The organism is Salinibacter ruber DSM 13855 (assembly GCF_000013045.1).
Lineage (GTDB): Bacteria > Bacteroidota > Rhodothermia > Rhodothermales > Salinibacteraceae > Salinibacter > Salinibacter ruber.
This window is the reverse complement of record NC_007677.1, coordinates 3434837-3458901: the sequence shown is the minus strand read 5'-3', so window position 1 is coordinate 3458901 and position 24065 is coordinate 3434837. Positions and strand designations below refer to the sequence as shown.

24 protein-coding genes and 1 tRNA gene are annotated in these 24065 nt (G+C 65.2%); 14 read left to right on the top strand and 11 right to left on the bottom strand.

Annotated elements, in window-relative coordinates; translation table 11 throughout:
- Window positions 1-68: 68 nt before the first annotated feature.
- Window positions 69-142 (bottom strand) — tRNA-Val (locus tag SRU_RS14670).
- 295 nt (window positions 143-437) lie between these two features.
- Between SRU_RS14670 and nfi the strand changes: the two genes are divergently transcribed.
- Entirely contained in the window at window positions 438-1106 is a 669-nt protein-coding gene (gene nfi / locus SRU_RS14665; RefSeq protein ID WP_011405504.1) for a deoxyribonuclease V, read from the top strand.
- Between the two features lie 10 nt (window positions 1107-1116).
- On the opposite strand, the gene SRU_RS14660 is transcribed toward nfi, so the two are convergent.
- The gene (locus SRU_RS14660; RefSeq protein ID WP_164923711.1) at window positions 1117-2286 is read right to left on the bottom strand and encodes a M20/M25/M40 family metallo-hydrolase; all 1170 of its coding nucleotides are present in this window, start codon (window positions 2284-2286) and stop codon (window positions 1117-1119) included.
- Window positions 2287-2506: 220 nt separating this feature from the next.
- Here SRU_RS14660 and SRU_RS14655 point away from each other — a divergent pair, with 220 nt between their 5' ends.
- On the top strand, window positions 2507-2965 hold the full coding sequence (locus SRU_RS14655; protein WP_237701783.1) for a GNAT family N-acetyltransferase: 459 nt from the start codon (window positions 2507-2509) through the stop codon (window positions 2963-2965).
- 3 nt (window positions 2966-2968) lie between these two features.
- On the opposite strand, the gene SRU_RS14650 is transcribed toward SRU_RS14655, so the two are convergent.
- The gene (locus SRU_RS14650; protein WP_011405501.1) at window positions 2969-3520 is read right to left on the bottom strand and encodes a YiiD C-terminal domain-containing protein; all 552 of its coding nucleotides are present in this window, start codon (window positions 3518-3520) and stop codon (window positions 2969-2971) included.
- A gap of 251 nt (window positions 3521-3771) precedes the next feature.
- On the opposite strand from SRU_RS14650, the gene SRU_RS14645 reads away from it, so the two are divergent.
- On the top strand, window positions 3772-4287 hold the full coding sequence (locus SRU_RS14645; protein WP_011405500.1) for a DUF4442 domain-containing protein: 516 nt from the start codon (window positions 3772-3774) through the stop codon (window positions 4285-4287).
- Window positions 4288-4294: 7 nt separating this feature from the next.
- On the opposite strand, the gene SRU_RS14640 is transcribed toward SRU_RS14645, so the two are convergent.
- The 3 genes from SRU_RS14640 to SRU_RS14630 all read right to left on the bottom strand — a co-directional run bounded on the left by SRU_RS14640 (window position 4295) and on the right by SRU_RS14630 (window position 6199).
- Window positions 4295-4993, bottom strand: coding sequence for an SDR family oxidoreductase (locus SRU_RS14640; protein ID WP_011405499.1), 699 nt, complete (start codon window positions 4991-4993; stop codon window positions 4295-4297).
- A gap of 83 nt (window positions 4994-5076) precedes the next feature.
- Window positions 5077-5733 (bottom strand): GTP cyclohydrolase I FolE, encoded by a 657-nt coding sequence (gene folE, locus SRU_RS14635; RefSeq protein ID WP_013062927.1) that lies wholly within the window; start codon window positions 5731-5733, stop codon window positions 5077-5079.
- A 52-nt stretch (window positions 5734-5785) separates the two neighbouring features.
- Window positions 5786-6199, bottom strand: a complete 414-nt coding sequence (locus tag SRU_RS14630; RefSeq protein ID WP_011405497.1) for a 6-pyruvoyl trahydropterin synthase family protein — start codon at window positions 6197-6199, stop codon at window positions 5786-5788.
- A gap of 258 nt (window positions 6200-6457) precedes the next feature.
- On the opposite strand from SRU_RS14630, the gene SRU_RS14625 reads away from it, so the two are divergent.
- From SRU_RS14625 to SRU_RS14605, 5 genes are all read left to right on the top strand, one after another.
- Window positions 6458-6802, top strand: coding sequence for a histidine triad nucleotide-binding protein (locus tag SRU_RS14625; protein ID WP_043552785.1), 345 nt, complete (start codon window positions 6458-6460; stop codon window positions 6800-6802).
- Between the two features lie 96 nt (window positions 6803-6898).
- Window positions 6899-7498, top strand: a complete 600-nt coding sequence (gene coaE, locus SRU_RS14620; RefSeq protein ID WP_011405495.1) for a dephospho-CoA kinase — start codon at window positions 6899-6901, stop codon at window positions 7496-7498.
- Window positions 7499-8006: 508 nt separating this feature from the next.
- A complete protein-coding gene (locus SRU_RS14615) occupies window positions 8007-8708 on the top strand; it encodes a sensor histidine kinase (protein ID WP_011405494.1) in 702 nt (233 codons plus the stop codon).
- A gap of 157 nt (window positions 8709-8865) precedes the next feature.
- Window positions 8866-9627 (top strand): response regulator transcription factor, encoded by a 762-nt coding sequence (locus SRU_RS14610; protein WP_011405493.1) that lies wholly within the window; start codon window positions 8866-8868, stop codon window positions 9625-9627.
- Window positions 9628-10258: 631 nt separating this feature from the next.
- On the top strand, window positions 10259-10948 hold the full coding sequence (locus tag SRU_RS14605; protein WP_011405492.1) for a response regulator transcription factor: 690 nt from the start codon (window positions 10259-10261) through the stop codon (window positions 10946-10948).
- Window positions 10949-11133: 185 nt separating this feature from the next.
- Here the strand turns inward: SRU_RS14605 and SRU_RS14600 are convergent, their stop codons facing one another.
- Window positions 11134-12117, bottom strand: coding sequence for a PLP-dependent cysteine synthase family protein (locus tag SRU_RS14600; RefSeq protein ID WP_165443453.1), 984 nt, complete (start codon window positions 12115-12117; stop codon window positions 11134-11136).
- A gap of 824 nt (window positions 12118-12941) precedes the next feature.
- On the opposite strand from SRU_RS14600, the gene SRU_RS14595 reads away from it, so the two are divergent.
- From SRU_RS14595 to nuoH, 3 genes are all read left to right on the top strand, one after another.
- Complete coding sequence (locus SRU_RS14595) at window positions 12942-13589, top strand: TetR/AcrR family transcriptional regulator (protein WP_237701782.1); 648 nt, start codon at window positions 12942-12944, stop codon at window positions 13587-13589.
- A gap of 338 nt (window positions 13590-13927) precedes the next feature.
- Window positions 13928-14476, top strand: a complete 549-nt coding sequence (locus SRU_RS14590; protein ID WP_237701781.1) for a hypothetical protein — start codon at window positions 13928-13930, stop codon at window positions 14474-14476.
- Between the two features lie 186 nt (window positions 14477-14662).
- Window positions 14663-15700 carry an NADH-quinone oxidoreductase subunit NuoH gene (gene nuoH / locus SRU_RS14585; protein ID WP_043552781.1) on the top strand — a complete coding sequence of 346 codons (1038 nt, stop codon included), beginning with the start codon at window positions 14663-14665 and terminating at the stop codon, window positions 15698-15700.
- A 145-nt stretch (window positions 15701-15845) separates the two neighbouring features.
- Here the strand turns inward: nuoH and SRU_RS14580 are convergent, their stop codons facing one another.
- Window positions 15846-17339: an HAD-IG family 5'-nucleotidase gene (locus SRU_RS14580; RefSeq protein WP_011405487.1), complete on the bottom strand. Its 1494-nt coding sequence runs from the start codon at window positions 17337-17339 to the stop codon at window positions 15846-15848.
- Window positions 17340-17633: 294 nt separating this feature from the next.
- On the opposite strand from SRU_RS14580, the gene SRU_RS14575 reads away from it, so the two are divergent.
- Window positions 17634-18002 (top strand): DoxX family protein, encoded by a 369-nt coding sequence (locus SRU_RS14575; protein WP_011405486.1) that lies wholly within the window; start codon window positions 17634-17636, stop codon window positions 18000-18002.
- A 35-nt stretch (window positions 18003-18037) separates the two neighbouring features.
- Here SRU_RS14575 and SRU_RS14570 read toward each other — a convergent pair whose 3' ends face one another.
- The 3 genes from SRU_RS14570 to SRU_RS14560 all read right to left on the bottom strand — a co-directional run bounded on the left by SRU_RS14570 (window position 18038) and on the right by SRU_RS14560 (window position 21439).
- Window positions 18038-18787, bottom strand: coding sequence for an SDR family oxidoreductase (locus SRU_RS14570; RefSeq protein WP_011405485.1), 750 nt, complete (start codon window positions 18785-18787; stop codon window positions 18038-18040).
- A 126-nt stretch (window positions 18788-18913) separates the two neighbouring features.
- Complete coding sequence (locus SRU_RS14565) at window positions 18914-19663, bottom strand: bacteriorhodopsin (RefSeq protein WP_011405484.1); 750 nt, start codon at window positions 19661-19663, stop codon at window positions 18914-18916.
- A gap of 147 nt (window positions 19664-19810) precedes the next feature.
- Complete coding sequence (locus tag SRU_RS14560; RefSeq protein WP_011405483.1) at window positions 19811-21439, bottom strand: sodium:solute symporter family protein; 1629 nt, start codon at window positions 21437-21439, stop codon at window positions 19811-19813.
- Between the two features lie 397 nt (window positions 21440-21836).
- Between SRU_RS14560 and SRU_RS14555 the strand changes: the two genes are divergently transcribed.
- Both SRU_RS14555 and SRU_RS14550 read left to right on the top strand, forming a co-directional pair.
- Window positions 21837-22523, top strand: a complete 687-nt coding sequence (locus SRU_RS14555; protein WP_011405482.1) for an SDR family oxidoreductase — start codon at window positions 21837-21839, stop codon at window positions 22521-22523.
- 87 nt (window positions 22524-22610) lie between these two features.
- On the top strand, window positions 22611-24044 hold the full coding sequence (locus tag SRU_RS14550; protein ID WP_011405481.1) for a Na+/H+ antiporter NhaC family protein: 1434 nt from the start codon (window positions 22611-22613) through the stop codon (window positions 24042-24044).
- Window positions 24045-24065 lie beyond the last annotated feature (21 nt).

Sequence of the window (24065 nt, the reverse complement as noted above, 5' to 3'; positions counted from 1 at the left end):
AGAGCGCACGGGCGGGGACACCGCCAACAAAAAAGCCGCCCCAGGGAGCCTCCTGAGAGCGGCAGCAGTGGGTCCAAGTGGACTCGAACCACTGACCTCTACGATGTCAACGTAGCGCTCTAACCAACTGAGCTATGGACCCAAATCGGAGCCTATTGGCGTCGCTTGGGACCCACTATCTATGCCCACACCGCGATCAGGGTTCCCTTCCGCCTTGATTCACCGAAACTTTGACCTCGACTCGTGTGGCGGACGGGGCGCCCCTGCGGCATCGGGGGCGCTCTGCGGTGTGCAAGGGAGAAGAACCGTGCAGGGGGAGCAGAAGACGGGGCGACGACTGGCCCAGAGAAGAATGGTTGCGTGCGCCAAACCCCTTCCTTTTTCAGCCGTCAAACTGCCCCGACGGATTCGTTGCCACGCCACGTTCCCCTTGCCGTATGCAGGACTCTCGTCCGCACCCCCACGACTGGAATGTCTCGACCGACGAGGCCAAGCGCATCCAGCGTCGGTTGGCGTCGGAGGTGACCGAGAGGGCCCTGCCGGACGGGGGCGAGACCGTCGCCGGGATCGACGTCAGCGTGCGCGACGACACGGCCCAGGCGGCCGTCTCCGTGCTTCGGCTGCCAGAATTGGACGTGGTCGACGAGGCGACCCATCGCTGCGAGGTGCCGTTTCCGTACGTGCCGGGCCTGCTCAGCTTCCGCGAGATGCCGGCCGTCCTCCCCGCGCTCGAGCGGCTCCATTCGACGCCGGACGTGTTTGTGACCGACAGTCACGGGGCGGCCCACCCGCGCCGCTTCGGGCTGGCCTGCCACCTCGGCGTGCTGCTCGACGCGCCGGCGATCGGCGTCGCGAAGTCGATCCTCGTCGGGGCGCCGCAGGGCGAGCTCGGCCCGGAGAAGGGCAGTCGCGTGCCGTTGGTCGACGACGGGGAGACGGTCGGGACGGTGCTCCGGACGCGGACGGACGTGAACCCGGTCTACGTGAGCGTCGGCCACCGCTGTACGCTCGACGGCGCGGCGGACCTGATGCTGGACTGCAGTCCCCGGTACAAGATCCCCGAGCCGACCCGCCAGGCCCACAAGCTGAGCCGGGCGGAGGGATAGGGGCATGGAGCTACGCGCAGTACCGGCGGGCTGTGTGGACCAGCACCTCCGCGAGCTGCGCCACCGAGGCGAGGTCGACCCACTCCTCTGTGGTATGGAGGCCGGCCCCTTTCGGCCCCAGGACGACGGTCTCGGTGCCGGCGGCGGACAGGAGGGCTGCGTCCGTCCAGAACGACGCGCCTGTGTCCGGAGGAGGATTGTTGGGGGCGAGGGTGCGGGACAGGCCCGCACGCGTAGCGGAGGCGACGGTGGCGTCCGTGGGTGTTTTGAGCGTCCCTCTTGAGAACGCGATTTCAGCTTCTGCTTCGAAGGCGTCGTCTGCCTCGCTGAGCTCGTGCAGAACGGTCTGGACCTCCTCCAAAGCGTCCTCGGCGGACTCGCCCGGGACGGTGCGGCGCTCCATGCGCAGGTGACACTCGGCCGCGTACACGCTCGGGGCGTCGCCGCCCCGGAGCTGACCCGCGTGGAGGGAGGGCGGGCCGACGAGCGCGTGGGCCTCGTCGGAGGACAGGGATCGGTTGAGCGCCTCCAGTTTCGACAAGACCCGGCCCATGTGCATGTTGGCGTCAATGCCCTCGGCGGGGCGCGAGCCATGTGCGGCGCGGCCCTGCGTGCGGAGGTCGATCCATACGAATCCCTTGTGGGCACGGACGAGCTTCAGGTCCGTCGGCTCCGTGACGACGGCGCCGTCGGCGTCGTAGCGGTCCACGAGCGCCTCGGTGCCGATGCTCTTGTGCTCCTCGTCGGCCACCGCGGCGACGAGCACATCCCCGGAAAGCGAGGTGTCAAACTCGCGGAGGGTACGCGCAGCGATTAATTGGGCCGCGAGGCTGCCCTTCATGTCCTGGGCGCCGCGCCCGTACAGGCGTCCGTTCTGCCGAACGGGGGTGAAGGGCGCGTCCATGCCCTCGACGCCCACGGTATCCGTGTGGGCGTTCCACATCAGTGAGCGGCCGTCGCCGTCTCCCGAAAGCACTCCGACGACGTTTGGACGTCCGGGGGCCGGCTCCCAGTGGTCCACGTCAAGCCCGATGTCGTGCATCCGGTCGGCAATGTAGGCGGCGAGCTCCGCCTCCCCCGCCCCGCGTTCGTCTGCCCCGAGCGCAGGGTTTATGGAGTCGATACGCACGAGGTCGGCGAGTGTATCTTCGACCGAATCGGGGTCGATGCTGAGAGACATGCGACGGCGGAGATTATCCTGTAGGCGGGAGCGTCGGCAACGTAGTTCGTGGCCCCGACAAAAGCGAGCCTACGCCGCTGTGCTCGCTCGACGATCCGCCTCCAGTCAGAGAGGGCTTGACGGTGACGCTTGGCTTCACGACCATGGAGCCGGGCCCAGGCAGAGGAGGGATCCGTCTGCCTGTCCCTCAGAATTGAGCCTTCCACGCAGCCCCACCATCATGCCGGACGCCCCTGCCATTCGCCGCGCTACGCTTGACGACGCCGAGACGCTCGTGCGCTTCAACGAGGCAATGGCCGAGGAGACCGAGGACAAGACGCTCGATCCCAAGACCGTGCGGGCCGGCGTGCAGGCCGTGTTCGACACGCCGGAGCAGGCGTTCTACTTCGTCGCGGAACGCGACGGCGCGATCGTGGGAAGCCTGATGATCACGACCGAGTGGAGCGACTGGCGCAACGCGGACTTCTGGTGGATCCAGAGCGTGTACGTGCGCCCTTCGGCGCGGCGGACGGGCGTCTATGCCGCCCTCCACCGCGAGGTGCGCCGGCGGGCCCGCGAGGCCGATGGCGTGTGTGGGCTCCGCCTCTACGTAGAGCAGGACAACGCGGCGGCCCAGGCGGCGTACGAGACACTGGGGATGAATGAGCCGCCGTACCGGATGTACGAAGAGATGCTGTAGCGGCTACAGGTCCGCGGGGTCGCAGCTCTCCATGTGGAACGGGGCCCCGTCGCCTTGCTCTTCGCCCCGGTCGAGGGCCACGTACTGGCCGATGAAGGTGACGGCCCGCTCCCCCGCCTCGTTGATTTTGCACTCCAACTCGATCCGTGCTCGTCCCCAGCGGTCCAGCATTTCCTGAAACCGCTCCTGAGCGTCCTCGTCCGGGGGCTCGCAGACCACCGAGATGTTTTCGTAGACGGGCTGCAGGTACTCGATGTCGCTTTCCTGGATCATGACCTCCACCCGTTCCCGCATGTCCTCCATCGCGTCGTGCATCGCGTCCTGCACGAGCTGGTGCATCATCGCCCAGCCGGTGACCGTGGCCAGCATGCTGAGGCTGCCCCCGAACGCGCTGCCCATGTGGTTGGCATTCGGTTTCAGGGGGGCGGAGGCGCGCAGGCGGCCCTGCTCGTCCGCGGCAAGCTCGAACTCGAGATGCTCCGTGATGGGCATCTTCTCGGTGATGAGGCGCTCCAGTTCGTCGAGAGCGGTATCTTTGAGCGACGGGTTGGGCATGACGCGAACAACCTGCGAGGCGAGGGTCCGGAGAGCAAGTTAAGACAGACGGAGTCTCTTTACGAGCCGAGGGGGGACACGTTCGCCGTCGTGTCGAATCTATTCGGGAAAACCGCGGGGGTTCGACGGGTGAAGGGACAAAGAACCCATACGTTACCAAAGCAAGAAACGAGTCGCGCCTTTTCTGTGCGGCCCCTGGCAGCGTTCGGCCGGTGGCCCCCTCCTGATTCTCACAAGCAGATCCTTGTCCGATGGCCAACGCCAATCCGTTCGCCCGCATCGCCGACCGATACGACGGGACGCCCCCACGCCTGCGGCCGCCCCTCGTCACCCAGGCCGTGGGCGAGGTGATCCCGTTCGTCGACACCGCCGGATGCTTCGTCGAGGCGTACACCCCGCGCCGCGTCGCCGTCCGCCTCGACAACGAGGAGCGCCTCCACAACCACCTCGGCGGGCTCCACGCCGCGGCCCTCGCCCTCCTGGCCGAAACCGCGACCGGGCTCGTCGTGGCCCTCAACGTGCCGGACGGCTCCTCGCCCCTGCTGCGCACGATGGACATCTCGTTCGAGAATTTCGCGCGGGACGCCGTGCAGGCGGAGGCCACCCTCACCGACGCCGAAACGAGCCAGGTCCGCTCCCGGCCCCTGGGCCAGATTGCGGTGGACGTGGCGCTTACGGCCCCGGACGACGACACGACGCTCGTCGCCGGCACGCTGACGTGGGCGTGGGTCCCGGAGGCGCGGCTCGTGGACGAGGGCGAGCGCTGACGATGGGTCACACGTCCCCTTCCTGCGGCCGGAGGAGCAGCTCCTCGAGCACCGTGCGGTCGGAGAGGCGGTAGGCGTCCACCACGGACTGGGCCACGTCCTCCGGGGCCATGAGCCGCTCCTCCGCAACGCCAGCCCCGTCCCAGGTGGGCGTGTCGGTGGCGCCGGGCAGCACCGTGGTCACGCGGAGGCCCTCGTCCTTCGTCTCCGCACGGACGGTCCGGGCGAGCCCGCGGAGGCCGTGCTTGGCGGCACAGTAGCCGGCGTTGCCGGGGTAGGCCATCAGGGACGCCACCGAGCCCATGAAGAAAAGGTGCCCCTCGCCCCGTTCGCGCATCGCGGGCAGAAACGCCGTCGTCACGGCGAAGGCGCTCGTGAGGTTGACGTCGATCTGGTCGCGGAAGCCCTCCAGGGTCAGCTCGTCGAGGGGCGTGTCGGTGAACGCCCCGGCGTTGTTGACCAGCACGTCCGGCGGGCCCCACTCCTCATGCACGGCCGCCGCCAGGTCGGCCACCGCCGCGTCGTCGGTCACGTCGGTGGGGAGCACGAGCGGCGTGCCGCCCCGCGTCCGGCAGGCATCGGCGGTCTGCTCCAGGGCGGTGCGGGTCCGCGCTGCCAGGGCCACCCGTGCATCGTATTCCGCAGCGAACGCCTCCGCGATGGCCTGGCCGATGCCCTGGCTCGCGCCCGTGACGACGACGATCATTCTCGAAGAGCAATCTCGAAGAGCAATTTACGAGGGGTGAGTCGTTTGGGCAGGCGGCCCCGCTCCCCCTGCTCGATCCGGGGCTACTCGGCGTCGATCAAGCGCATGAACTCGTCCCGGGTGGCGTGATTGTTAAACTCGCCGCTCACCGAGCTGGTGGTGGTCGCCGAGTTCTGCTTTTCGGCCCCCCGCATCATCATGCAGAGGTGCTTCGCCTCGATGACGACAGCCGTGCCCATGGGGTCGACCACCTCGTCGATGGCGTTTCGGATCTGGAGCGTAAGGCGCTCCTGCACCTGCAGGCGCCGGGCGAAGACCTCGACCGTCCGCGGGATTTTGCTGAGTCCCACAATCTGGCCGTCCGGGATGTAGGCCACGTGGGCCTTGCCGTAAAACGGCAGCATGTGGTGCTCGCACATCGAGTACACCTCGATGTCCTTGACGAGAATCATCTCGTCGTAGGCCTCTTCGAAGAGGGCCTGGCGCAGGATGTCCTTCGGGTCGAGGGCGTACCCGTGCATCAAAAACTGATAGGCGCGGGCGACGCGCTCGGGGGTGTCGGCGAGCCCCTCCCGGTCTGCGTCTTCGCCCAGGATGTCGAGGATGGCCTCGATGTGCTCGCTGAGGGCCTCGGAGGTCTCTTCGTCGTAGATGTCGCGCCGCTCGTAGAGTTTCGGCGGCATGCCGTCGGCGGAGCCGTTGGTGCGCAGCCCGCTCGATTGGATCTTTTTCTCAGCCATTACAGAAGATGAGGGCGGTGAGACAGCGTATGGAAGCGAACGGCCGGAGCGGCTACTCGCCCCGGTATTCCACGAAATTGCGAGGGGTTTCGTACAGTCGTACGCAGTGGAGCTCCCCGTTGGGCAGTGCGTCTTCGATTTCGTTCCAGATGGCGATCGCAAAGTTCTCGCTCGACGGAATGACCCCGTCCATAAAATCGACCTCCAGGTTCAGGTTCTTATGGTCCACCTTGTCGAGCACCCGGTCGTGGAGGATGTCCTTCAGGACACCCAGGTCCACCACGTACCCGGTCTCGGGGTCGGGCTCGCCGGCCACCGTCACCTCCAGCTCGTAGTTGTGTCCGTGCCAGTTCGGGTTGTTATCCTTTCCGTAGGTGTCCTCGTTCCACGCATCCGACTTGTTGGGGTTGTGGAGCCGATGGGCGGCGTTGAAGTGAACCTTGCGGGTGATGTAAACGGTGGACATGGCAGAATGACGCTCGAAGAAACCGAAGGCAGTTACTATGCCCGTAGGTACCGATCACTCCGATCGATGTTGTTTAGCAGGAATAAACGGCCACATAGTTGTCAGTCTGTTCGCACATGTATCGGAGGCGTCGTGAAACGGGCCGTTCCGGGCCGGTAGGGCCCTTGTGATTCGTCCGCCGCATCTATATTGTGAAGGCACGGTCCCTACATGCAGGACCGTCCGCTCGATTCCGCTCACGGACTGTGGACTGATCCCATGTCCGAGAAGACCATCTTCCAACGCATCATCGACGGTGAAGAAGACGCCGACATCCTCCACGAGGACGACCGGTGCGTGGCCTTCCGGGACATCAACCCGGAGGCGCCTACCCACATTCTCATCGTGCCCCGAAAGCCGATCCCGTCGCTCGACGACCTGGATACGGAAGACAAAGACCTGGTCGGCCACCTCTTCGTGGTGGCCCGGGAACTGGCCCAGGAGGAAGGGCTGCGTGACGGCTACCGTACCGTCATTAACTGTGGAGACGACGGCGGACAGTCGGTGTGGCACCTCCACCTCCATCTTCTCGGGGGGCGCCGCATGAGCTGGCCCCCGGGATGATTGAGCGCCGACACGTTGCGAGGACACGTTGCGAGTAGGGGGCGGCCGTCTGTCGCCGGGGGCAATGTCTTTGTTTTGCATTTCTGCTTCGTCGCCGTGACCACGCTGGGCGTAACAGGAGGCATTGGAAGTGGAAAGACGACGGTCTGCGGATTCCTGGAAGAAAAAGGGGCTCGCGTCTTCTACGCCGACCTTGAGGCGAAGCGGCTCATGCAGGAGAATGCCGACGTGCGGGCCGCCATCGTCGAGGCCTTCGGGGCCGCGGCCTACCACGAGGACGACACCCTGAACCGGGAGTACCTCGCCGAACAGGTATTCGGCGAGGCCGGGCGTGTGGAGCGGCTAAACGGCATTGTCCACCCGCACGTCTTCGACGCGTTCGAGGCGGCAAAAGAGCGGGCGGCGGACGAAGGGGTGTCCCTGCTCGTCCACGAGGCGGCGCTTCTCTTCGAGGCAGGCGGCGACGAGCACGTCGACATTACGGCCGCGGTGGTGGCCCCGGAGGCCGACCGCATTGCGTGGGTTACGGCCCGCGACGACGTGTCTTCGGGGCAGGTCCGGGCGCGCATGCAGCATCAACTCTCTCAGGAGGAACTCCGCGAGCGGGCCGACCACGTGCTCGAAAACGACGGAACGCTCAACGACCTGCGTCGGAAAAGCGCAGAGCTGTACTGGGCCGTCACGGGCGGCCAATAAGCGTTTAAAAAGTTCTCGTCCATCCCTGGGAAAGGGGAGGATTTGCCCCAACGGCCGCCCGCTCGGGGCGAGGAACGCCCTCACGTCCCGGCAACGGGCCCGAGCTCCGGATGAATTAAGGAGGCGTTATCCGAAAACTCGTACCTTGAAATCGAAAAGTTTACACGGTACTTTACGACAAGTTCGTGTGTAGCCCATCGCGTCGTGGCCACTAGGCATCCAAAGACCCGTTGAGGTTCCATCCAGGAAGGGAAAGAGGGCGGAGCCCCGAAAGCCGGTCGGCTCGGAGGGGGGGCTTACACGAGAACCAATCACATCGGCCCGGGTGGGCATTTGTGGCACGTTGTTTTCAGGTCTGATTGTGGGCGGGCATCCGGCGCTTGTCTGCCGAGCAGAAGCGCGCAATTGTTGTTTGGCCGGTTCCGTTGACGGAATCGAGACATTCGGGGCACGGCGAAAGGCGCGCGCAGGCTGTAGACATTGACGGTTTCTAACTTGAGGGAGTGCGATGAGCAACGATTCGAGACAGCTCTCCGCCGTACTGCATGAGTTGAAGAACCCCATCCTGGCCATCGAGCGTCTGTCCGACATTCTGCTCGAGAACGACCAGGATTTTTCCAGCGATACCAAACGCAAGATTGAGTTGATCCATACGTCGGCGAAGGAGGCGTCCAGTTATCTAGAGGATTTGGACTTTTCCTCCCCGCCGGTCCTTGCCGACGACTTCTCCTTCGCCCCGGTTGACGTGTCGGCCCTGGCCGAGCGGGTGGTCGAGAGCTTCCAGCCCCACGCCGAGTACAAGGACCAGACGCTGCGACGGGCCGAGTTTGCCGACGAGGCCATGGTGGTTGGGGACGAGGTGCGCCTCCTGGAGGCCATGAAGAACATTGTGAACAACGCCCTCAAGTACTCGCCCCGCGGCGAGACGGTCGATGTGCAGGTCCAGAAGACCGAGGCGGAGGTGCGCTTTTCTGTGTCCGACAGCGGGCCCGGCCTCAGCGAGGACGACCTGGATCGGCTGTTTAAGCCATTCCAGCGCCTCGGGCAGCAGCCCACAGACGGAGAGGTGTCGCTGGGGTTGGGGCTCTACCTCGTGAGCGAGATCATCAGTCGTCACGACGGAGAGGTGGACGTCGAAACGGAGAAGGGAAGGGGGAGCATTTTCACCCTCATCCTCCCGGCGGCGTCCGTATCCGCAAATCATCAGTAGGGGGGCGGTGGCGTGCCCGGCGCCTTTCCACATCAGGGTTGTAGCCGTGCGCGCCCATGTATACATTTAGGAAAACGTACAACTCTTGTCCGTAGTCGCGAAGGCCGGGCGCTCGTATTCTGTCCGCGTTGTCTCTTTCATTGTCTCCGCGATCCACATGCCGGATCAGTCTACCACCCACATTCGGACTTTTCTCGTCGACGACCACCCGGCGATTTTGGAGGCGATTCGCAATCGCATCGACGACACCCTCGACGTGGAGGTGTGCGGAATGGCAACATCCTCGGACGAGGCGTTCCGAAAGATCGAAGACATGGAGCCGGATACCGCCGTCGTTGACATCTCCCTGGAGGACGCCCATGGGTTGGACCTCGTGCAAAACCTCCAGTCGCAGTGTCCGGAGGTGCAGGTCGTGGTGTATTCGATGTACGACGAGATGGTCTACGCGGAGCGGGCCATCCAGGCGGGGGCGTCCGGCTATCTGATGAAAGACCAGCCCACCGAAGATCTCATCGAGGCGATCCGAGTGGTGGACGGGGGGGAGGTCTTCCTGAGCCGAGAGATGGCCTCACAGATCCTGAACAAGGTTGCCCGTGGGGAGTCCTCCGAGCCGAGCTTCCCCATCGAGGAGTTTACCGACCGGGAGCTGGCCGTCTTTCAGATGCTCGGGGAGGGGTGCAGCATCGAAGAAATCCAAGACCGGCTGAACCTGGCGCGGAAGACCGTAGAGACGTACCGGCGGCGGGCGAAGGAAAAGTTGGGGTTTGACTCCGTGTCGAAGCTGCTCCAGTTTGCGGTGCAGTGGGCGTCCGCGCCGGGGGCTGGCAAAAAGGTCTCGGGAATGCCCGATGGGGACGCCGAGGTATCGGCCGACGGGAAGGCTTCGGGCGAAGGCGAGGAGGAGAACACCGATGAATAGGTTCGGGGCCCCGATTGGGCGGGCGGGGGCTGCTGAAGAGAAGCCGGCAGGGCAACTCTGAAGCCGATTTTCTGCGATCGCCACTTCACCAAGGCGACAGGAGTGGTGCGTCAAATCGAAAAATAGTGCTCTGCCAGATTACGTAAATATGATCCGTTTCCCCACCGTGTGCATGCGCTGATGTGGTAGGCTGCCGAAGCGCGCGTCTCTGTGATTAAAGAGTGTGTTCGGTGTATCGTCCTGAAAGCGCACCGGACCGCAAATTTTGGCACGGTCTTTTGGCAAAGGTGACGCCGTTGGATGAACGGTGGCGTTCACGAGACGATGACCCGCCTTCTTTGCGTGCCAAAGAAAAAACATTCTGGGCCCCACCAGGCGAGCCAGTCGTCCTTCCACAAGGCCCGTGCAGGTCCGTTTGGGCGAGACCGCGCGGCGCGGGCAAGACGTGAACAGGTTGTGTCAAGAAAATGCACGCGAGGCGGAGCGGCGTCGACGGACATCCCGTCGCTCACCGATCCTGCGTGCGGGCCATTCGGCGCTGCCTGCTCTCGCGGTCACTCGGGACGATGCCACTGAGGCGTCGGTCCCAATCTGAGATCTCCACACCACCAGCCATCTCAATTCTAGGCGAATGAGCTCCGAAGCGGTTCGCGATAAGACGCAGATTGTCGTCGTCGACAAGCATCCGGCCATCCGGGAGGTTCTGCGGTCCCGGATTGAGGGCCGTCCAGAGATGGAGTTGGAAGCGGAATCCGCGAATTCGGAGGATGCCCTCGCCCTCGTCGAGCAGCACGACCCCGACGTGGTGGTGGTCGAAATCTCACTGGGCGACGCCGACGGCCTGACGCTCATCCAGGAAATTCGGTCCACGGTGCCGGAGGTCCGCATTCTCGTCTTCTCGAAGTACAACGAGGACCTGTATGCGGAGCGCGCCGTCGAGGCGGGGGCCTCCGGGTACGTCATGAAGACGAAGCCCACCGAGGAGGTGATGCGGGCCATCGAGCTCGTCAGTGAAGGGCAGGTGTTTCTGAGTCGGCACGTCTCGTCCCGCATCCTGAGCCGGCTGGTGCGCGGCAGCGGCGACACGGAGACATCGCCGCTCGAAAAGCTCACCGATCGCGAGCTGACTGTCTTCCGAAAAATCGGGGAGGGACACAGCGTGCGCCAGATTGCCGACCAGCTCGACCTGAACCGGAAGACGATTGAGACATACCGGCGGCGTGCGAAGGAAAAACTCGGCCACGAGACCGTGGAGGACCTGTTGCGGCACGCCGTGCAGTGGGTGGAGCAGGGAACGCGCGAGCAGACAGACACGGAATAGCCCCCGTGGCTTCGGTCTGTGCCGCGCCGACGTGCCCGTGGGGCGCCCGTAGTCCTCTTTCAAGGAGGGGGCTCCTCCACGGGGGTGCGCAGTGGATTCGGGGGCTAGGGCAGCTCACCACCCTGCCCCGTCCCGCCCCCCTCCTACAGATTCATCGCACGTCGCCCGGGTCCAGAAGTGGACGACTACACGTCGAACAGCGTGTCGAAGTACTGCTCGCCGCCGTCACAGACGATCATGACGACCGTCGCGTCCGGCTGCTCGGCGTGAATGTCCCGGGCGACGGAAAGGGCGGCCCCGGCGCTTGGCCCAACGGGCATCCCGTGGGTCTGAGCGGCCTCGCGGGCCTGTCGGAACGCCTCTTCGTCGGCCACGTCGCGCATCTCGTCGACGTGATCGAACCACATGGTGGGAAGCTCCCCCCCTTTGCCCAGCCCCTCCACGCAGGTGTCGTAGGGAACCGCGTCGGCGCCGTAAAACGAGGTAGAAATGTTGGAGTGCTCGGCATCGACCCCCACGACGGTTACGTCTCGTCCCGCGTCCGCGGCCTGTTCCTTGACGTGCCGGGCCGTGCCACTGACGAGTCCGCCCGTGCCCATCGCGCTGACGAGGTGGGTCATATCGGCGCCGGCCTGTGCCCAAATTTCGGGCCCCGTCCACTGGTAGTGGACCCCCGGATTGGACTGATTGTGATACTGGTCCACCAAAAACGCCCCGGTGTCCTCGGCGATGCGCTGAGCGACCGCCCGGTAGTGGTCGGGATGGTCCGAGTCCACGTCGGGACACGTTCGCACCTCCGCGCCGAATGCCTTCATGTAGCCGATCTTGTGCGGGCTCGTCCCTTCCGGACACGTCAGCGTGCAGGGAACCCCCAGCCGGTTCGCAACGAGGGCCACGGCGCCGGCCGTGTTGCCGGAGCTGGCCTCCACGACCCGGTCGTACTCCCCATTCTGCAGGGCCTCCGTCAGGATGCCCATGGCGATCCGGTCCTTCATCGAACGGGTCGGGTTCGCCGACTCCATCTTGCAGAGCAGTCGCCCGTCCTCCGCCCCGGGATAGGGGAGCATGGGCGTGCCGCCGATCTGGCCCAAGATGGGATCGTCGGTGGGAAATGGAGACGACGGTAGGGTGTCGGGCTGTGCGGAGCGGAGGGTCGCGTCGGTCGGCATAGAGGAGAACGAAGTGAACAGGAAAACGACGAAATGCTGCGAATTGGACCGGTCGGCCTCCTTCATGTTCGGTCCCCTCGCTGATTTCGGGAGGCATTCGCCCGGACGCGGGACAGAGGCGGGCGGAGACCCCGGTGGGGGCGAGTACGCTCTTGGAAAACTGTCCCCGAGATTCTGATGGGGCCTTGCCGTTGCCTCCCGCTCATCGAGCCCGCACGCGGACTCCCGCCAGCGCCCCCCCCCTCGCCCCGAGATTGCTGCCCAGGGCCCACGCCGGCCCTCGACCGGTCCCGGGATCCACCACGGGCGGTCGTCCCCGACCAATGAACCTCCCCCGGCCGTCGTGGTGGCGAATAAGATGAACGGTGTGTGATGCAGGTCCTTTTTTGACAATGTATCAGAAGAGGCTGTTTTCACGAATTGTCAAAACGTGGGCGGGGCGTGGCCGCCTAGAGAATGGTCGGAACGCGTGCGGCGAGGAGGGGACGTCGGTCCCCAACACGTTTCGTCAAACCGCCTGCGTGTTCGGGGGCGTGTGGAGGCGTAGGGGCGTCGTCTTCAACGTGGGACCCCGATTCGGGCACGGGCTTCTCTGATTATTGCGACTGAGGGACCGTCCGAAGGTCGATTGACGAACTGTCATGCGTGTAGGGCGGCCTTGGGAGGAGGGCTGAATTGCCCTTTCAAGCCCATTCGGAGGGCGTGTCGGAGTGTTAAGGCGAGGGGGGAGGGCGTCCGGTCCGGGCCGACGCGTCAGAACATCTTCACGTTGACGGCGTGTTGTGCAGTTCCAGCGCACCATGTTCACTGCCATCCCCCTTCCCATGTCCGTTGATGACCGACAGCGCGAAGAAAAACGCCAGCGCCGCCGCACCATCGTTGACGCCGCGGAAACCGTTCTCGACGAGAAGGGCCGTGACGCAATGACAATGGCCGACATCGCCGACGAGGCGGAGGTAAGCCGAAGTCTGCTCTACGTGTACTTCGAAAACATGGCCGACATCGTGCTCGCAGTCACGCACCGGGGCTTCCGGGCAATGCGGGAACGATTCGAGGCGGCCGCGCAGCAACACGACACGGGACGGGCCCAGATTCGAGCGGTTGGCGACGCGTACGTCCGGTTTTCCCGAGAAAAGCCGACCCTCTTCCGGCTCGTCGCCCAGTTTGAGTCCCGTGCCGCCGACCCTGACGAGTCCTCCGAGCGGGTGCGCCGGTGCCTGGCCGAGGCGGATCGGGGGCTGCAGGTCATAAGCACCGCCATCCGGGCCGGCATTGACGATGGCTCGATCCGCCAGGACCTTGACCCGCGGCAGACGGCCGTGACGCTCTGGGGGGCCACGCATGGGCTTATCCAGCTTGCTGCCAACAAGGGGAGCGGCCTCGAAAAACGATACAACCTGGATCCCGGCTCTCTCGTCAACAACGGGCTTGACTTCCTCGGCCGGGCCCTCGCCGATCAAGACGGCTCTTGACGAAGTGTAAAACAGAGCATACCCGATGCATCGTCACGTCTCTGGGGTCAATTCGATACGGGCGGAGGGAAGCACAGGGAATGATTTGAGCGCGCACGGTTGGCCGTTGTCCACACCGTCAATCAACGTCGCAACGTTTGGCGAATCGTTGATTCGGGGCCTGCGGGAGTGGTTGCCGTGGAGACAGGCACCGGGCGGGAAGCTCTGGAGGACCGGGTCTATGGTTTGAAATGACAGTGTGTCAAGAGTCGAGGAGGAGGTGGGGTTGGGTTCTGCAGTCCAGAGACGTGTACCTCGGATGGACGCATTCTACTCATCCTGACTTCGTATTCTATCCGATGCAGCACACGTTCTCGTTTCTCTCCTCGCAGGCAACGTCGATCTGTGGTGCAGTGCTTCTCTTGGGGCTCCTCGTCGGGTGCGATGCGTTTGGCCTTGACGGGCCCCCTCCGAATTCCGAGCCCCACCCCCTGCGGACGGCCGACAGCACCGTCGTGGGGCCGGGGCTTCAGATCACACTTCGGACGCCCGACACCGTCGCGCTCGGCGATTCGTTCCGGATGCAACTCCAGACCGAAAACCCCACCGGGCACCCCGTTTCTGTCATTTCTGGGAGTGCCTGCATGTACCGCTTCGGAATATACGAGGGCGACGAAACGGTGCCCGTCGAAGGAGCAGGGCGGGTCTGCGCGGCGGTTCAGACGGAGATCTCGGTGATGCCGGGCGTGCGGACGCGCCAATACGACCTTCAGGCGGCCCGCGCGTCAAGCAATGCCGCCCCGATTTCGCCCGGTGCCTACGCGGCCCGGGCTGCGCTGAGCTGGCGAATCGACGGCGCCGCCGTAAAGGATACGGTTGAAACCACGATCGTCTTCACGGACGAGTGAATGGGAGAAGGGAGGCAAGGACGTCGAGAGGCGGGCCGTGAACTCTCCCCAAAAATGGCGGGGGCCCCGCAGCATTCCAGGAGCGGATGCTGCCGGATTGCTTGCGCCCGTCGCCGGCAACGAGTACGTTTCAAACGGTATCCCTGTACCCCCTCGCCCGCGTCCCCCGAACTCAACCGTGCGGACATGATCCCTTCAATGGTTTGGACGGCCCTCGGCGCCTTCCTCGTCATCAATGCGATGCTGCTTTCGGCGTCGCTGCTGGTCTTTGCGGAGCGACGCGTCTCGGCCTTCATTCAGAACCGCCCGGGGCCGAACCGGGTGGGGCCCCTCGGCCTCCTGCAGCCGTTCGCCGACGTGCTCAAGTTCGTGCTGAAGGAGGACGTGCAGCCCGCGCAGTCCAACAAGTTTATTCACTCGATGGCGCCCGTCGTCATGGTCGTCATCGCCATGACCACCGCGTCGCTCATTCCGTTCGCCGAAGGGGTAGTCGTGGCCGACCTAAACGTGGGGGTCATCATGCTCCTGGCGCTCACCTCCATCAGCGTCTACGGCGTGACGCTGGCGGGCTGGAGCTCCAACAGCAAGTTCTCGCTGCTCGGCGGGCTGCGGTCGGCGGCGCAGATGGTGTCCTACGAGCTCTCGATGGGACTGGCGGTCATCTCTGTCGTCCTCATCGCCGGGTCGCTCAACTTTATGGAGATCGTGGAGCATCAGAGTTCGGGCGGGGCGCTGCTGGGCTGGAACGCGGTGCGCAACCCCATCGGCTGTCTCATTTTCATCGTGACCGCCTTCGCCGAAACCAACCGCGCGCCCTTCGACCTGCCGGAGGCGGAGGAGGAGCTGGTGGCCGGCTACCACACCGAGTACAGCGGGATGAAGTTCGGCATGTTCTTTCTTGCCGAGTACGTGAACTGGTTCATCGCCTCCTTCTTCATCGTGACGCTCTTCTTCGGGGGCTACCTGGTGCCGCTTGAGCCGCAGCTGATTGCCCTCTTTCCGGCGCTGGAGGGCTCGACCCTGCTCGCCCTGCTCCAGTTCGTGAGCCTGATGCTGAAGGTCAGCTTCTTCTCCTTCGTCTTCATCTGGGTGCGGTGGACGTTCCCCCGCTTCAAGTACAACCAGCTCATGAAGGTGGGCTGGAAGTACCTGCTGCCCATTGCCCTCGCGAACGCCATTCTGATCGCCCTCGGCGTCGTCCTCTTCGGGGCGGTCGGGCTGTAGCGCTTTGGGGGGTGGGGGTTGGGCGTTTTGCGTTGGAAGGTTGAACGCTTGGGCCGAGGCCGGTGGGGCTGTCGCCGCTCCGTCCTCCCCAAGCCCGTTCTCTCTTTCTCCCGCTCCTTTACACTCCCGCCCTTCCACGCCCTCATCACCCGCGCTCTTTGGCGGTCGTTTCGTCCCACTCATAGCCCGAGGTCAGTGACTCGTACTGCGGGTCCCGCTCGGCGGCCTCGTCGTGCGGCAGGCTGCCCCGGTGGGAGCGCAGGTACGTGAAGGGAGTGTGGTGGAGAAAGTTGGAGACACGCCCGGTATAGACGTCGGCGTAGCGCTCCACCTGCCGGGCGAAGAGGCTCTTGTCCTTGCCGGTGCGCATGAGGGGCCCCCAGTTCTCGTTCACGAGCTGGCTGGAGGCCTTGGCGAGGGGGGCGATGTCCTCGTCGAGGGCGGTGAGGCGCGTGCGGAGGGCCGACATCTCCTGTTCGAGGGCCTCGATCTCGTGGCCGTCCGTCTCGCCGTAGTTCTCGTCCAGGCGCTGACGCTGCAGGCGCTTGGCCGAGAACTCCGCCTCCAGCTGCTCCTTCTGCTCCATCAGCCGCGAGAGGTGGGCCTGCCGGTCGGCGAACGACCGGAATGCCTCGATCTCCTGCTCCAGCTCCCGCACCACGAGGGCCGTGCGCCACCGCAGCACCTTCTTCGAGACGTTGACGTCCACGAACAGGTGGTCGCCCACGTACAGGATCTCCTCCCCCCGCAGCCCGAGCGTCCGTTCCACGAGGGGGGCGTTGCCGCCCACATACACGCTGTCCTCCTCCAGCGGGCCGTTTTTGTGCTCCCGCAACAGGCCGTCGTCGCGCTCGATGCGGAAGGCCGGCATGTCGACCGAAAAGAAGTCCGGCTTCCGCGCCCCCACGATGGAGAGGTCGAAGAGGTCCCGCCACGTCATGTCGTCGGGGAGGAAGCCGTTGAAGGCGTACGCCAGCATGGGCTGGGCGTAGCTCCACTCGGAGTTGGTAATCAGCAGCAGCTTCTTCCCGGCGCGCTTCTGATCAAGAAGGGTGAGGGGCATCTGCGGGTCGAGGTCCACGAACCGCTCTGGGTGCTGGACGATGGCCTCCTTGAGCCGCCCCTCCATGTGGGCCTCGTCGAGCGTATGCTGTACGCGCTCCCAGAGATCGGTGTAGCCCATGGAGCCCTCCAGCGCGTCGGCGTCGAGCAGGTCCACCAACTGCATGTACATGCAGGCCGACGAGATGGAGAAAAGCGTGTTGAGGAAGTGCCAGCGGTCCTCCCCGAGGTCTACGAGCGTGCGCTGATACTCGTCGCGTTGTCGCTCGTAGCCGAGGGGGGTGGTGCCGTGGAAGGCTCGCTTGACGTACCCGAAGCGGTTGGCCTTTACCACGTTGCCGCGCTCAACGTCGATCACGAGGCCGCGAATGGCCAGCTCCGGGTCAAACTGCAGATCGTCCACCGGCCAGCCCTTCGCCTGGAGGCCCTCCCGGATGAACGTGTAGGCGCGCTTTTCCCACTTGCGCATGTGGTAGTGGATGAGCGTGTAGTCCATGTCGTACCCGATGGCCTGAATGCCCCGCAGGTTGAGGGTACGGTTGCAGAAGAGGCCCCGGGAGGAATCGGTGGCGTCCATGAAACGAAGCGGGTCGGAGAAAAGCGCGGCGGAGGAGTGAGTGTATACTCGGACCCCCTACAAACGCGGGGGCCGCCGGATTGCTTCGTTACGAAACGATCAGGCAAACAGAGGGATGCGGAGCGCTCTCGGTTGACGGAGTGTCAAGGCGCTGTGTGCCGGCCTGAGCAAATCTACATCGGGGCATCGGCCCCCTGCCCGGATTGGGCACGCACCATGGCCACGCGGGTACGATCCTCTAGCCCCAGGGCTCGCCCCTGCCCCTGTGCTCTCACGTTCATTTGATCCGCCCCCATGCACCGTTTCTCCGTGTACCTCATTGCCCTGCTCTTTGCCGCGGCGGGCACGGCGCACTTCGTACGGCCGTCGGCCTTTGCGCGCATCGTCCCGCCGTACCTGCCGGCCCCCTACGCGCTGGTGTACGTGAGCGGGGCCGCTGAGCTGCTGGGCGCCCTGGGTGTGCTGGTGCCCGGCCTACGCAGGTATGCCGGGTGGGGCCTCATCCTGCTCGCGTTGGCGGTCTTCCCCGCCAACGTGCACATGGCGCTCCACCCGGCCGACTTCGAAGGCATCCCGGCGTGGGCGCTCTACCTGCGCCTGCCGCTCCAGGTCGCCCTCGTCGGCTGGATCTACTGGGCCCTTGGGCTCCGAATAAGGACGTGACGGGCCGATCGGGGCACCTGGAAGCGTCGACGCGACTACCCCTGCTGGTCGGTCGGCATCACGAGGAGCTCCTCCACGTCCACGTGCTCGGGGGCCGTGAGGGCGTAGTGGATCGTGTCCGCGATGTCCGCGGACTCCATCATCTGCATCTCGTCCTGCATGTCGCCCATTCCCGCCAGGATGTCCTCGTCGGTGATGGTGTTGGGCAGCTCCGTGTCCACGGCGCCGGGCTCAATGGAGGTGACCCGGATGTTGTGGGAGGGCGCCAGCTCGTTGCGCATCCGCTCCGAGAGGGCGCGGACGAAGAACTTGGTGCCCGAATACACGGCGCTGCCGGGAAAGGTGCGGCGCCCGGCCACGGAAGAAATGTTGACGATGTGTCCCTGCTCCTGCTCCATCATCGCGGGCAGCACGGCCCCCACGGCGTGGAGTACCCCCTTCACGTTCACGTCCACCATCTGCTCCCACTCGCCCTCGTGGAGGTTTTCCATGAGGGAGAGCGGCATGATGCCGGCGTTGTTGACCAGAATGTCGATGCTCCCAAACGCGTCGAGGGTGGCGTCGGCGAGGGCCTGCACCTGGTCCCGGTCGGTCACGTCGGTGGGGCAGACGATGGCGGTGCCGCCCTCGGCGTCGATGTCGTCGCGGAGGGCGTTGAGGCGCTCCTCGCGACGGGCGGCGAGCGCCACGGACACGCCGTCCTGAGCAAGACGGTGCGCGGTGGCTTCGCCAATGCCGCTTGAGGCACCGGTGACGATGGCGGATGTTCCCGTGAGGTCGGTCATGGAGGGAGTCGGTACGAGTCGTGATTGGAAACGCGTCGGGCCTGTCCCGAAGGAGAAACCAGAGACAGGAATTTCAGTGGTGAGTAGCGCGTCCCCAGGGCGCCACTTGCCGGGGCCGGAGGGGCACTACGCCGTCGCCGGTGAGGTCGAGACGACCGCGTCCGGCTCGTCGCTGACGTACAGCACGAGAATGATGGTGAAGGCGTACTTGGCGAAGATGTCGAGCCCGCTGTAGGCCCACGAGGTCGCGCCCACTTCGAGGAGGGCGAGGCCCTCATTCCCGAGGGCCCAGACGACCGGGTACCCGATCCACAAGACGATGGTCATCCACTGCAGCGTGGAGAAGATGTCGGCGGTCCCTGCCTCGTCGGCCTCGGCGGGCCACTCGACGAGCAGGTAGTACAGAACCCCGACGAAAAACGCGGTACTGAGGGCGTACCAGAGCCAGCGCATGGCGTGGCTGCTCGTGGTGAGCGCGGCGGCCAGGCCCGTCAGGCACATGAACACGTCGAGGACAATGGCCGAGAAAATCTTATCGGTGGTGCTGCGGGCCAGCAGGCCTAGTGCCAGCAGAATGAACGGCGTCGAGAAGGCCCAGGTCAGGTACCGTCCCCACAGGGAGAGGACTTCCTGGCCGGCGAGGGGATGGCCCTCGGGCATGACCAGGGGATCGATGGTGAGGCCCGAGGCCAGTCCCATGTAGCTGGAGATGGACACCACCGAGATCATCAGGGTCGACATCGTGATCAGCTTCGCCCTGGAGTCGTGGATGCTCCGTGACATCACCGCGATCACGATGATGGTGAGCCCGGCAAGCGCAATGTTGACGTAGATGGAGGAGGCGAGAGCAGCGTTATCCAGAACTGCTTCAAACATTCAGGGAGAGATCTGTTGGGAAGGGGGCCGGCGAAGAGACGCGTGCGAGCCAGAAGACGCTGACGATAACCCAACGGGGGGCGTGGGGGACGGTTCTACCGAGGTGCAGGGGCACTCGGGGCCGAACAGCCCCGCATCGCCGAACGCCTACGCGGAGGGGGCCGCCGCGGCCTCCTCCCGTTCCTCCTTCTCCTCCTGCTTCAGCTGCTGATTCAGCTCGTACATCTCGCGGCGCCCCGAGTAGTAGCTCCCGTCGTAGCGGGCGAGCACCCGGTCGCTCGGGGGCGTGCCGAAGGCGATGCCCACGAAGATGCCGATGATGGAAAGGGCGAGTCCGATCACGCCGTAGGCCAGGCCCGAGTTGGTGAGCCACGTTGGCAGCCAGCCCAGCATCTCGTACTTGCCGAGGAAGAAGAACAGGAAGATGCCGACGGTGCCGAAGATGATGGCCAGGTAGGCCGAGAGCGTCGTCGGCTTCTTGGAAAACGCGCTAAACGTGGCGACGGCCGTCGTCGCCGAGATGAGCGCACTCGACAGGAAGTACATGTCGAACAGACCCGGAAACTCGAACGCCCACAGGAGCGAGATGCCGATGAAGCCGGCCGTCACGGCGCGGCCGGTGTTCAGTCGAGCCTGTCCGCTCACGTCGTATCGCTCGAATACGAGCGGCTCCAGCACGTCCTTCGTCAGGTTCATGGCACAGACGTTCACGTACGTGTCGACCGACGAGAGCGCCATCCCCATGAGCGCCACGATGAGCGCCCCGGCGACGATCGGGTTGCTGAACAGCTCCGTGATCATCGACGAGAAGATGAAGTAGCCGAAGCTGCCGACCTCGCTCGGAATCTCGCCGCCGACGGGCGGAAAGACGACCAGCGCCGCCACGGCGATGAGGGTGGGCATGAGGACCACGATGATGACGTTGAACGTGACGTTCCACCACATGCCCTTCTGGGCCTCCGTCTCGGTGGAGGTCGCCATCACGCGCTGCCATGCGCCCTGCAGGGTGATGAAGCCGGGCGTGTAGATAAGGAGCGATGCAAACATGTAGGAGTAGCCCGGCGAGTCCCAGTCCCAGAAGTGATCGGCGTAGACGGGCGGCGTCTCGTTGATCTGAGCGACGATCTGTCCGAAGCCGCCCGAGAGGGCTGCGGCCTCCATGATGCCGAACACCGAGAGGGCCACGAGCATGATCGCCGCGCAGACGAACTGGATCAGGTCCGTGCGCAGGACGGAGCGGAAGCCGCCCATGGTCACGTAGATGCCGAACGTGATGCTCACGATAATGGCCATCGTCACGATGCCGACCTCCAGCGGCTTTGACAGCACGGCGCTCAGCACGTAGATTTCGGCGGCCAGCCACGTGAGGTACGCAAAGCTCTGCACGGGCCCCAGGAGCGTCTGCGTCATGCGGTTGAAGCGGAAGCGGAGGATCTCGGGGATCGAGACGCCCGGAAACCGCCGGAACAGCTTGGGCACGAACAGGAGCCCGACGGTGCACAGGAGCCAGGGAATCGTGAAGATCCAGATGGCCCCGAGGCCGTAGGCGTACCAGAGGTACATCTGCCACGTCATCCAGCCGAGCAAAAGCCAGCCGGCCGCCAGGGAGGCCGCCGTCCACCAGCCCGGCACCGTCCCTTCGCCGATCCAGAAATCGAAGGCCCGTTCCCCCCGGTCGTCCACCGTCCGGAGGCCAATAAACTGGTAGGCGCCGATGGCGACCATGCTTGCCAAGAACGCCCCCGCGAAGACCCAGTAAATCGCTAGTTCACTCATCCCTTGAGAATCGGTGTGGTGGAAGAGAGCCCGTGCCGCACGACTGCTCGCGGTCCGGCATGCACGGTCCGACGGCGCTTGTGGTGCCTTTGTGCCCGCAAGACCACGACCAAACGTATAGGTTCGTTCGACGAGTCGCCACCGTTTTGGGCGATCTGCCGTCCATATTCCGGATTGTTACAGACCCTCATACAGGTGTGAATATGAAGTGAGGGAATGGGGGCTCAGCACAGAGGAATGCCGTGTGGCGTTGTGGGGAGGCACAACGTTCTCCTGTGGGCAACCGCTCTGCCCCGACGTTTTCGGTGCGCCCGACGCCCCGGCTCGTTGACCCGAACCGTTCCAGTCGATACGTTGGGGGCACACGCACTGCCCACAGATCAATGCTTCGACCGCTATGCCCACCGTAGCCATCACTGGGGCCGCCGGCGTCATCGGCTCCGTGACCGCCGAGGTCTTCGACGACGCGGGCTGGGACCTTGCCCTCATCGACATCGGGGGCGAGAACCGTGCCACCCTGGAGGCCTCCTTTCCCGACGCGCAGGTCTTTGACGTCGACCTGACCGACGCGGACGCCACCATGGAGACGTTCGCGGATGTCTGGGAGGAGCAGGGGGCGCTCGACGCCGTCCTCGGCATTGCGGGCGGTTTTGCGATGCAGCAGGCCGTCGAGTCGACGGCCGACGACTACGCCCGCATGATGGAGCTTAACTTCCGCACCCTCTTCAACACGGCCCGTGCGGCGGTGCCCTTCCTCACGCGGGCGGACAGTAGCTTTCTGCTCGGCGTGTCCGCACCGGCGGCACTAGAGGGCCAGGCCGAGGCCGGCCTCTATGGGGCGTCGAAGGCCGCCGTGGCGTCTTACGTCAAGTCCCTGGGGCTCGAAGAACAGGGCGCGGGCCTGCGCACGACGGTCCTCTACCCGATGGGCGTCGTCGACACGCCGGACAACCGCGCGGCGATGCCGGACGCCGACCCGTCCACCTGGGTTGACCCGCGCGAACTGGCCGACGCGATGCTCTACGCCGCCACTCGCAGCCCGCGCGGCCACGTGCCGGAGCTGAAGGTCCGCGCGATGTCGTAGTGCCTCCCGTGACGGTCATCCTCCTTTTCGGTGAACCCGGCGGCGCCGGCCTCGTCGGCGGGACTCCTCCAGGGACGTAGTGTTTGAATGGACTGGATCGTTTTGCTGCCGCCCGTCGTGGCGATTGGACTTGCGATGTGGACCCGGCAGATCTACCTGTCGCTCTTTGCCGGGCTCTGGCTGGGTACCACCATCCTGGCGGGGGGCAATCCGGTGCTCGGCCTCCGCGAGCTGGCCGACCAGATCGTGACGGTCTTCACGACCGAGAGCAACGCCCGCATCCTCGTGTTCTGTCTGCTGGTGGGCGGGCTCGTGGCGCTGGTCCAGGCCTCGGGCGGGGTGCAGGGCTTTATCAAGTGGGCGCGGGCCCGCGGCTGGGGGGAGAGCCGGCGCGGGGCCGAGCTATTGGCGTGGGGCATCGGGGTGGTTCTCTTCGTCGAGTCGAACATTTCATCCCTGACCGTTGGGGCGGTGAGCCGCCCGCTGTTCGACCGCCTCAGCCTGCCCCGCGAGAAGCTGGCCTACTACTGCGACGCCACCTGCGCGCCCGTCTGCATGTCGGTCCCGCTCAACGGGTGGGGCGCCTTCGTCCTGGGCCTGGTCGGGGCCCAAGAGCTGTCGCAGAACGCCGTGGCCGTGCTGGCCGAGGCGGTGCTCTTCAATTTCTTCGCCCTGTTCGCAATCGGCTTCTCGCTCGTGCTGGCGCTGACGGGCTGGGGCTTCGGGGCCATGCGACGAGCGGAGAAGCGGGCGGCGGACACCGGGCAGGTCCTGCGCCCCGACGCCCAGCCGATGATTGAGGACGATGTGGCCCGCATCGAGCCGCCCGACCATGTGGCGCCGCAGGCACGCAACCTGCTGCTTCCCGTCGCCGTCATGGTCGCGATGATCTTCGTCGGGCTGTACGTCACCGGCGGGGGCAATCTCATGGAGGGAAGCGGCTCGACGGCCGTGCTGTGGGCTGTGGGGACGGCCTTGGGGGCGGCGCTGCTGCTCTACGCCATCCCGCGTCCGCTCCGAGAGGGGCGCGCCACCCTGACGCTGGGCACGTCGATGGACTGGGTCGTGAAGGGCGCGTCCGGCCTCGTGCCCGTCACGCTGCTGCTTGTGCTCGCGTTCGCGCTCGGGCAGGTCTCCCAGGCGCTCGAGATGGGCGACTACGTGGTGCAGCTCGTCGGCGAGCAGGGCCCGGCCTGGTGGATGCCCGTGCTCGTGTTTGCGGTGACGAGCTTCGTGGCGTTCACGCTCGGGTCGTCGTGGACCGCCTTTGCCATTCTCATCCCCGTGGTGATGCCGCTGGCGGTCGAGGTGGCGCTCCCGTCCTCCCTCATGCTGGGGGCTGTGCTGTCCGGGGGCATCTTCGGGGACCACACCTCGCCGCTCTCCGACACCTCCATCATCTCGTCGATGGCGGCGGCGTCCGACCACGTGGACCACGTCAACACGCAGATGCCCTACGCGCTCGTGCAGGCCGGGCTGGCCGCCGTCGCGTTCGTGGTGGCGGGCCTGCTCGCCGGATGATTCCCGCGGCGACGACGCCTC

Excerpts from the sequence above, each read along its gene's own strand:
- nfi (WP_011405504.1), top strand. The coding sequence starts at position 438 with ATGCAGGACTCTCGTCCGCACCCCCACGACTGGAATGTCTCGACCGAC.
- SRU_RS14660 (WP_164923711.1), bottom strand. The coding sequence starts at position 2,286 with ATGTCTCTCAGCATCGACCCCGATTCGGTCGAAGATACACTCGCCGAC.
- SRU_RS14655 (WP_237701783.1), top strand. The coding sequence starts at position 2,507 with ATGCCGGACGCCCCTGCCATTCGCCGCGCTACGCTTGACGACGCCGAG.
- SRU_RS14650 (WP_011405501.1), bottom strand. The coding sequence starts at position 3,520 with ATGCCCAACCCGTCGCTCAAAGATACCGCTCTCGACGAACTGGAGCGC.
- SRU_RS14645 (WP_011405500.1), top strand. The coding sequence starts at position 3,772 with ATGGCCAACGCCAATCCGTTCGCCCGCATCGCCGACCGATACGACGGG.
- SRU_RS14640 (WP_011405499.1), bottom strand. The coding sequence starts at position 4,993 with ATGATCGTCGTCGTCACGGGCGCGAGCCAGGGCATCGGCCAGGCCATC.
- folE (WP_013062927.1), bottom strand. The coding sequence starts at position 5,733 with ATGGCTGAGAAAAAGATCCAATCGAGCGGGCTGCGCACCAACGGCTCC.
- SRU_RS14630 (WP_011405497.1), bottom strand. The coding sequence starts at position 6,199 with ATGTCCACCGTTTACATCACCCGCAAGGTTCACTTCAACGCCGCCCAT.
- SRU_RS14625 (WP_043552785.1), top strand. The coding sequence starts at position 6,458 with ATGTCCGAGAAGACCATCTTCCAACGCATCATCGACGGTGAAGAAGAC.
- SRU_RS14615 (WP_011405494.1), top strand. The coding sequence starts at position 8,007 with ATGAGCAACGATTCGAGACAGCTCTCCGCCGTACTGCATGAGTTGAAG.
- SRU_RS14610 (WP_011405493.1), top strand. The coding sequence starts at position 8,866 with ATGCCGGATCAGTCTACCACCCACATTCGGACTTTTCTCGTCGACGAC.
- SRU_RS14605 (WP_011405492.1), top strand. The coding sequence starts at position 10,259 with ATGAGCTCCGAAGCGGTTCGCGATAAGACGCAGATTGTCGTCGTCGAC.
- SRU_RS14600 (WP_165443453.1), bottom strand. The coding sequence starts at position 12,117 with ATGCCGACCGACGCGACCCTCCGCTCCGCACAGCCCGACACCCTACCG.
- SRU_RS14595 (WP_237701782.1), top strand. The coding sequence starts at position 12,942 with ATGTCCGTTGATGACCGACAGCGCGAAGAAAAACGCCAGCGCCGCCGC.
- SRU_RS14590 (WP_237701781.1), top strand. The coding sequence starts at position 13,928 with ATGCAGCACACGTTCTCGTTTCTCTCCTCGCAGGCAACGTCGATCTGT.
- nuoH (WP_043552781.1), top strand. The coding sequence starts at position 14,663 with ATGATCCCTTCAATGGTTTGGACGGCCCTCGGCGCCTTCCTCGTCATC.
- SRU_RS14580 (WP_011405487.1), bottom strand. The coding sequence starts at position 17,339 with ATGGACGCCACCGATTCCTCCCGGGGCCTCTTCTGCAACCGTACCCTC.
- SRU_RS14575 (WP_011405486.1), top strand. The coding sequence starts at position 17,634 with ATGCACCGTTTCTCCGTGTACCTCATTGCCCTGCTCTTTGCCGCGGCG.
- SRU_RS14570 (WP_011405485.1), bottom strand. The coding sequence starts at position 18,787 with ATGACCGACCTCACGGGAACATCCGCCATCGTCACCGGTGCCTCAAGC.
- SRU_RS14565 (WP_011405484.1), bottom strand. The coding sequence starts at position 19,663 with ATGTTTGAAGCAGTTCTGGATAACGCTGCTCTCGCCTCCTCCATCTAC.
- SRU_RS14560 (WP_011405483.1), bottom strand. The coding sequence starts at position 21,439 with ATGAGTGAACTAGCGATTTACTGGGTCTTCGCGGGGGCGTTCTTGGCA.
- SRU_RS14555 (WP_011405482.1), top strand. The coding sequence starts at position 21,837 with ATGCCCACCGTAGCCATCACTGGGGCCGCCGGCGTCATCGGCTCCGTG.
- SRU_RS14550 (WP_011405481.1), top strand. The coding sequence starts at position 22,611 with ATGGACTGGATCGTTTTGCTGCCGCCCGTCGTGGCGATTGGACTTGCG.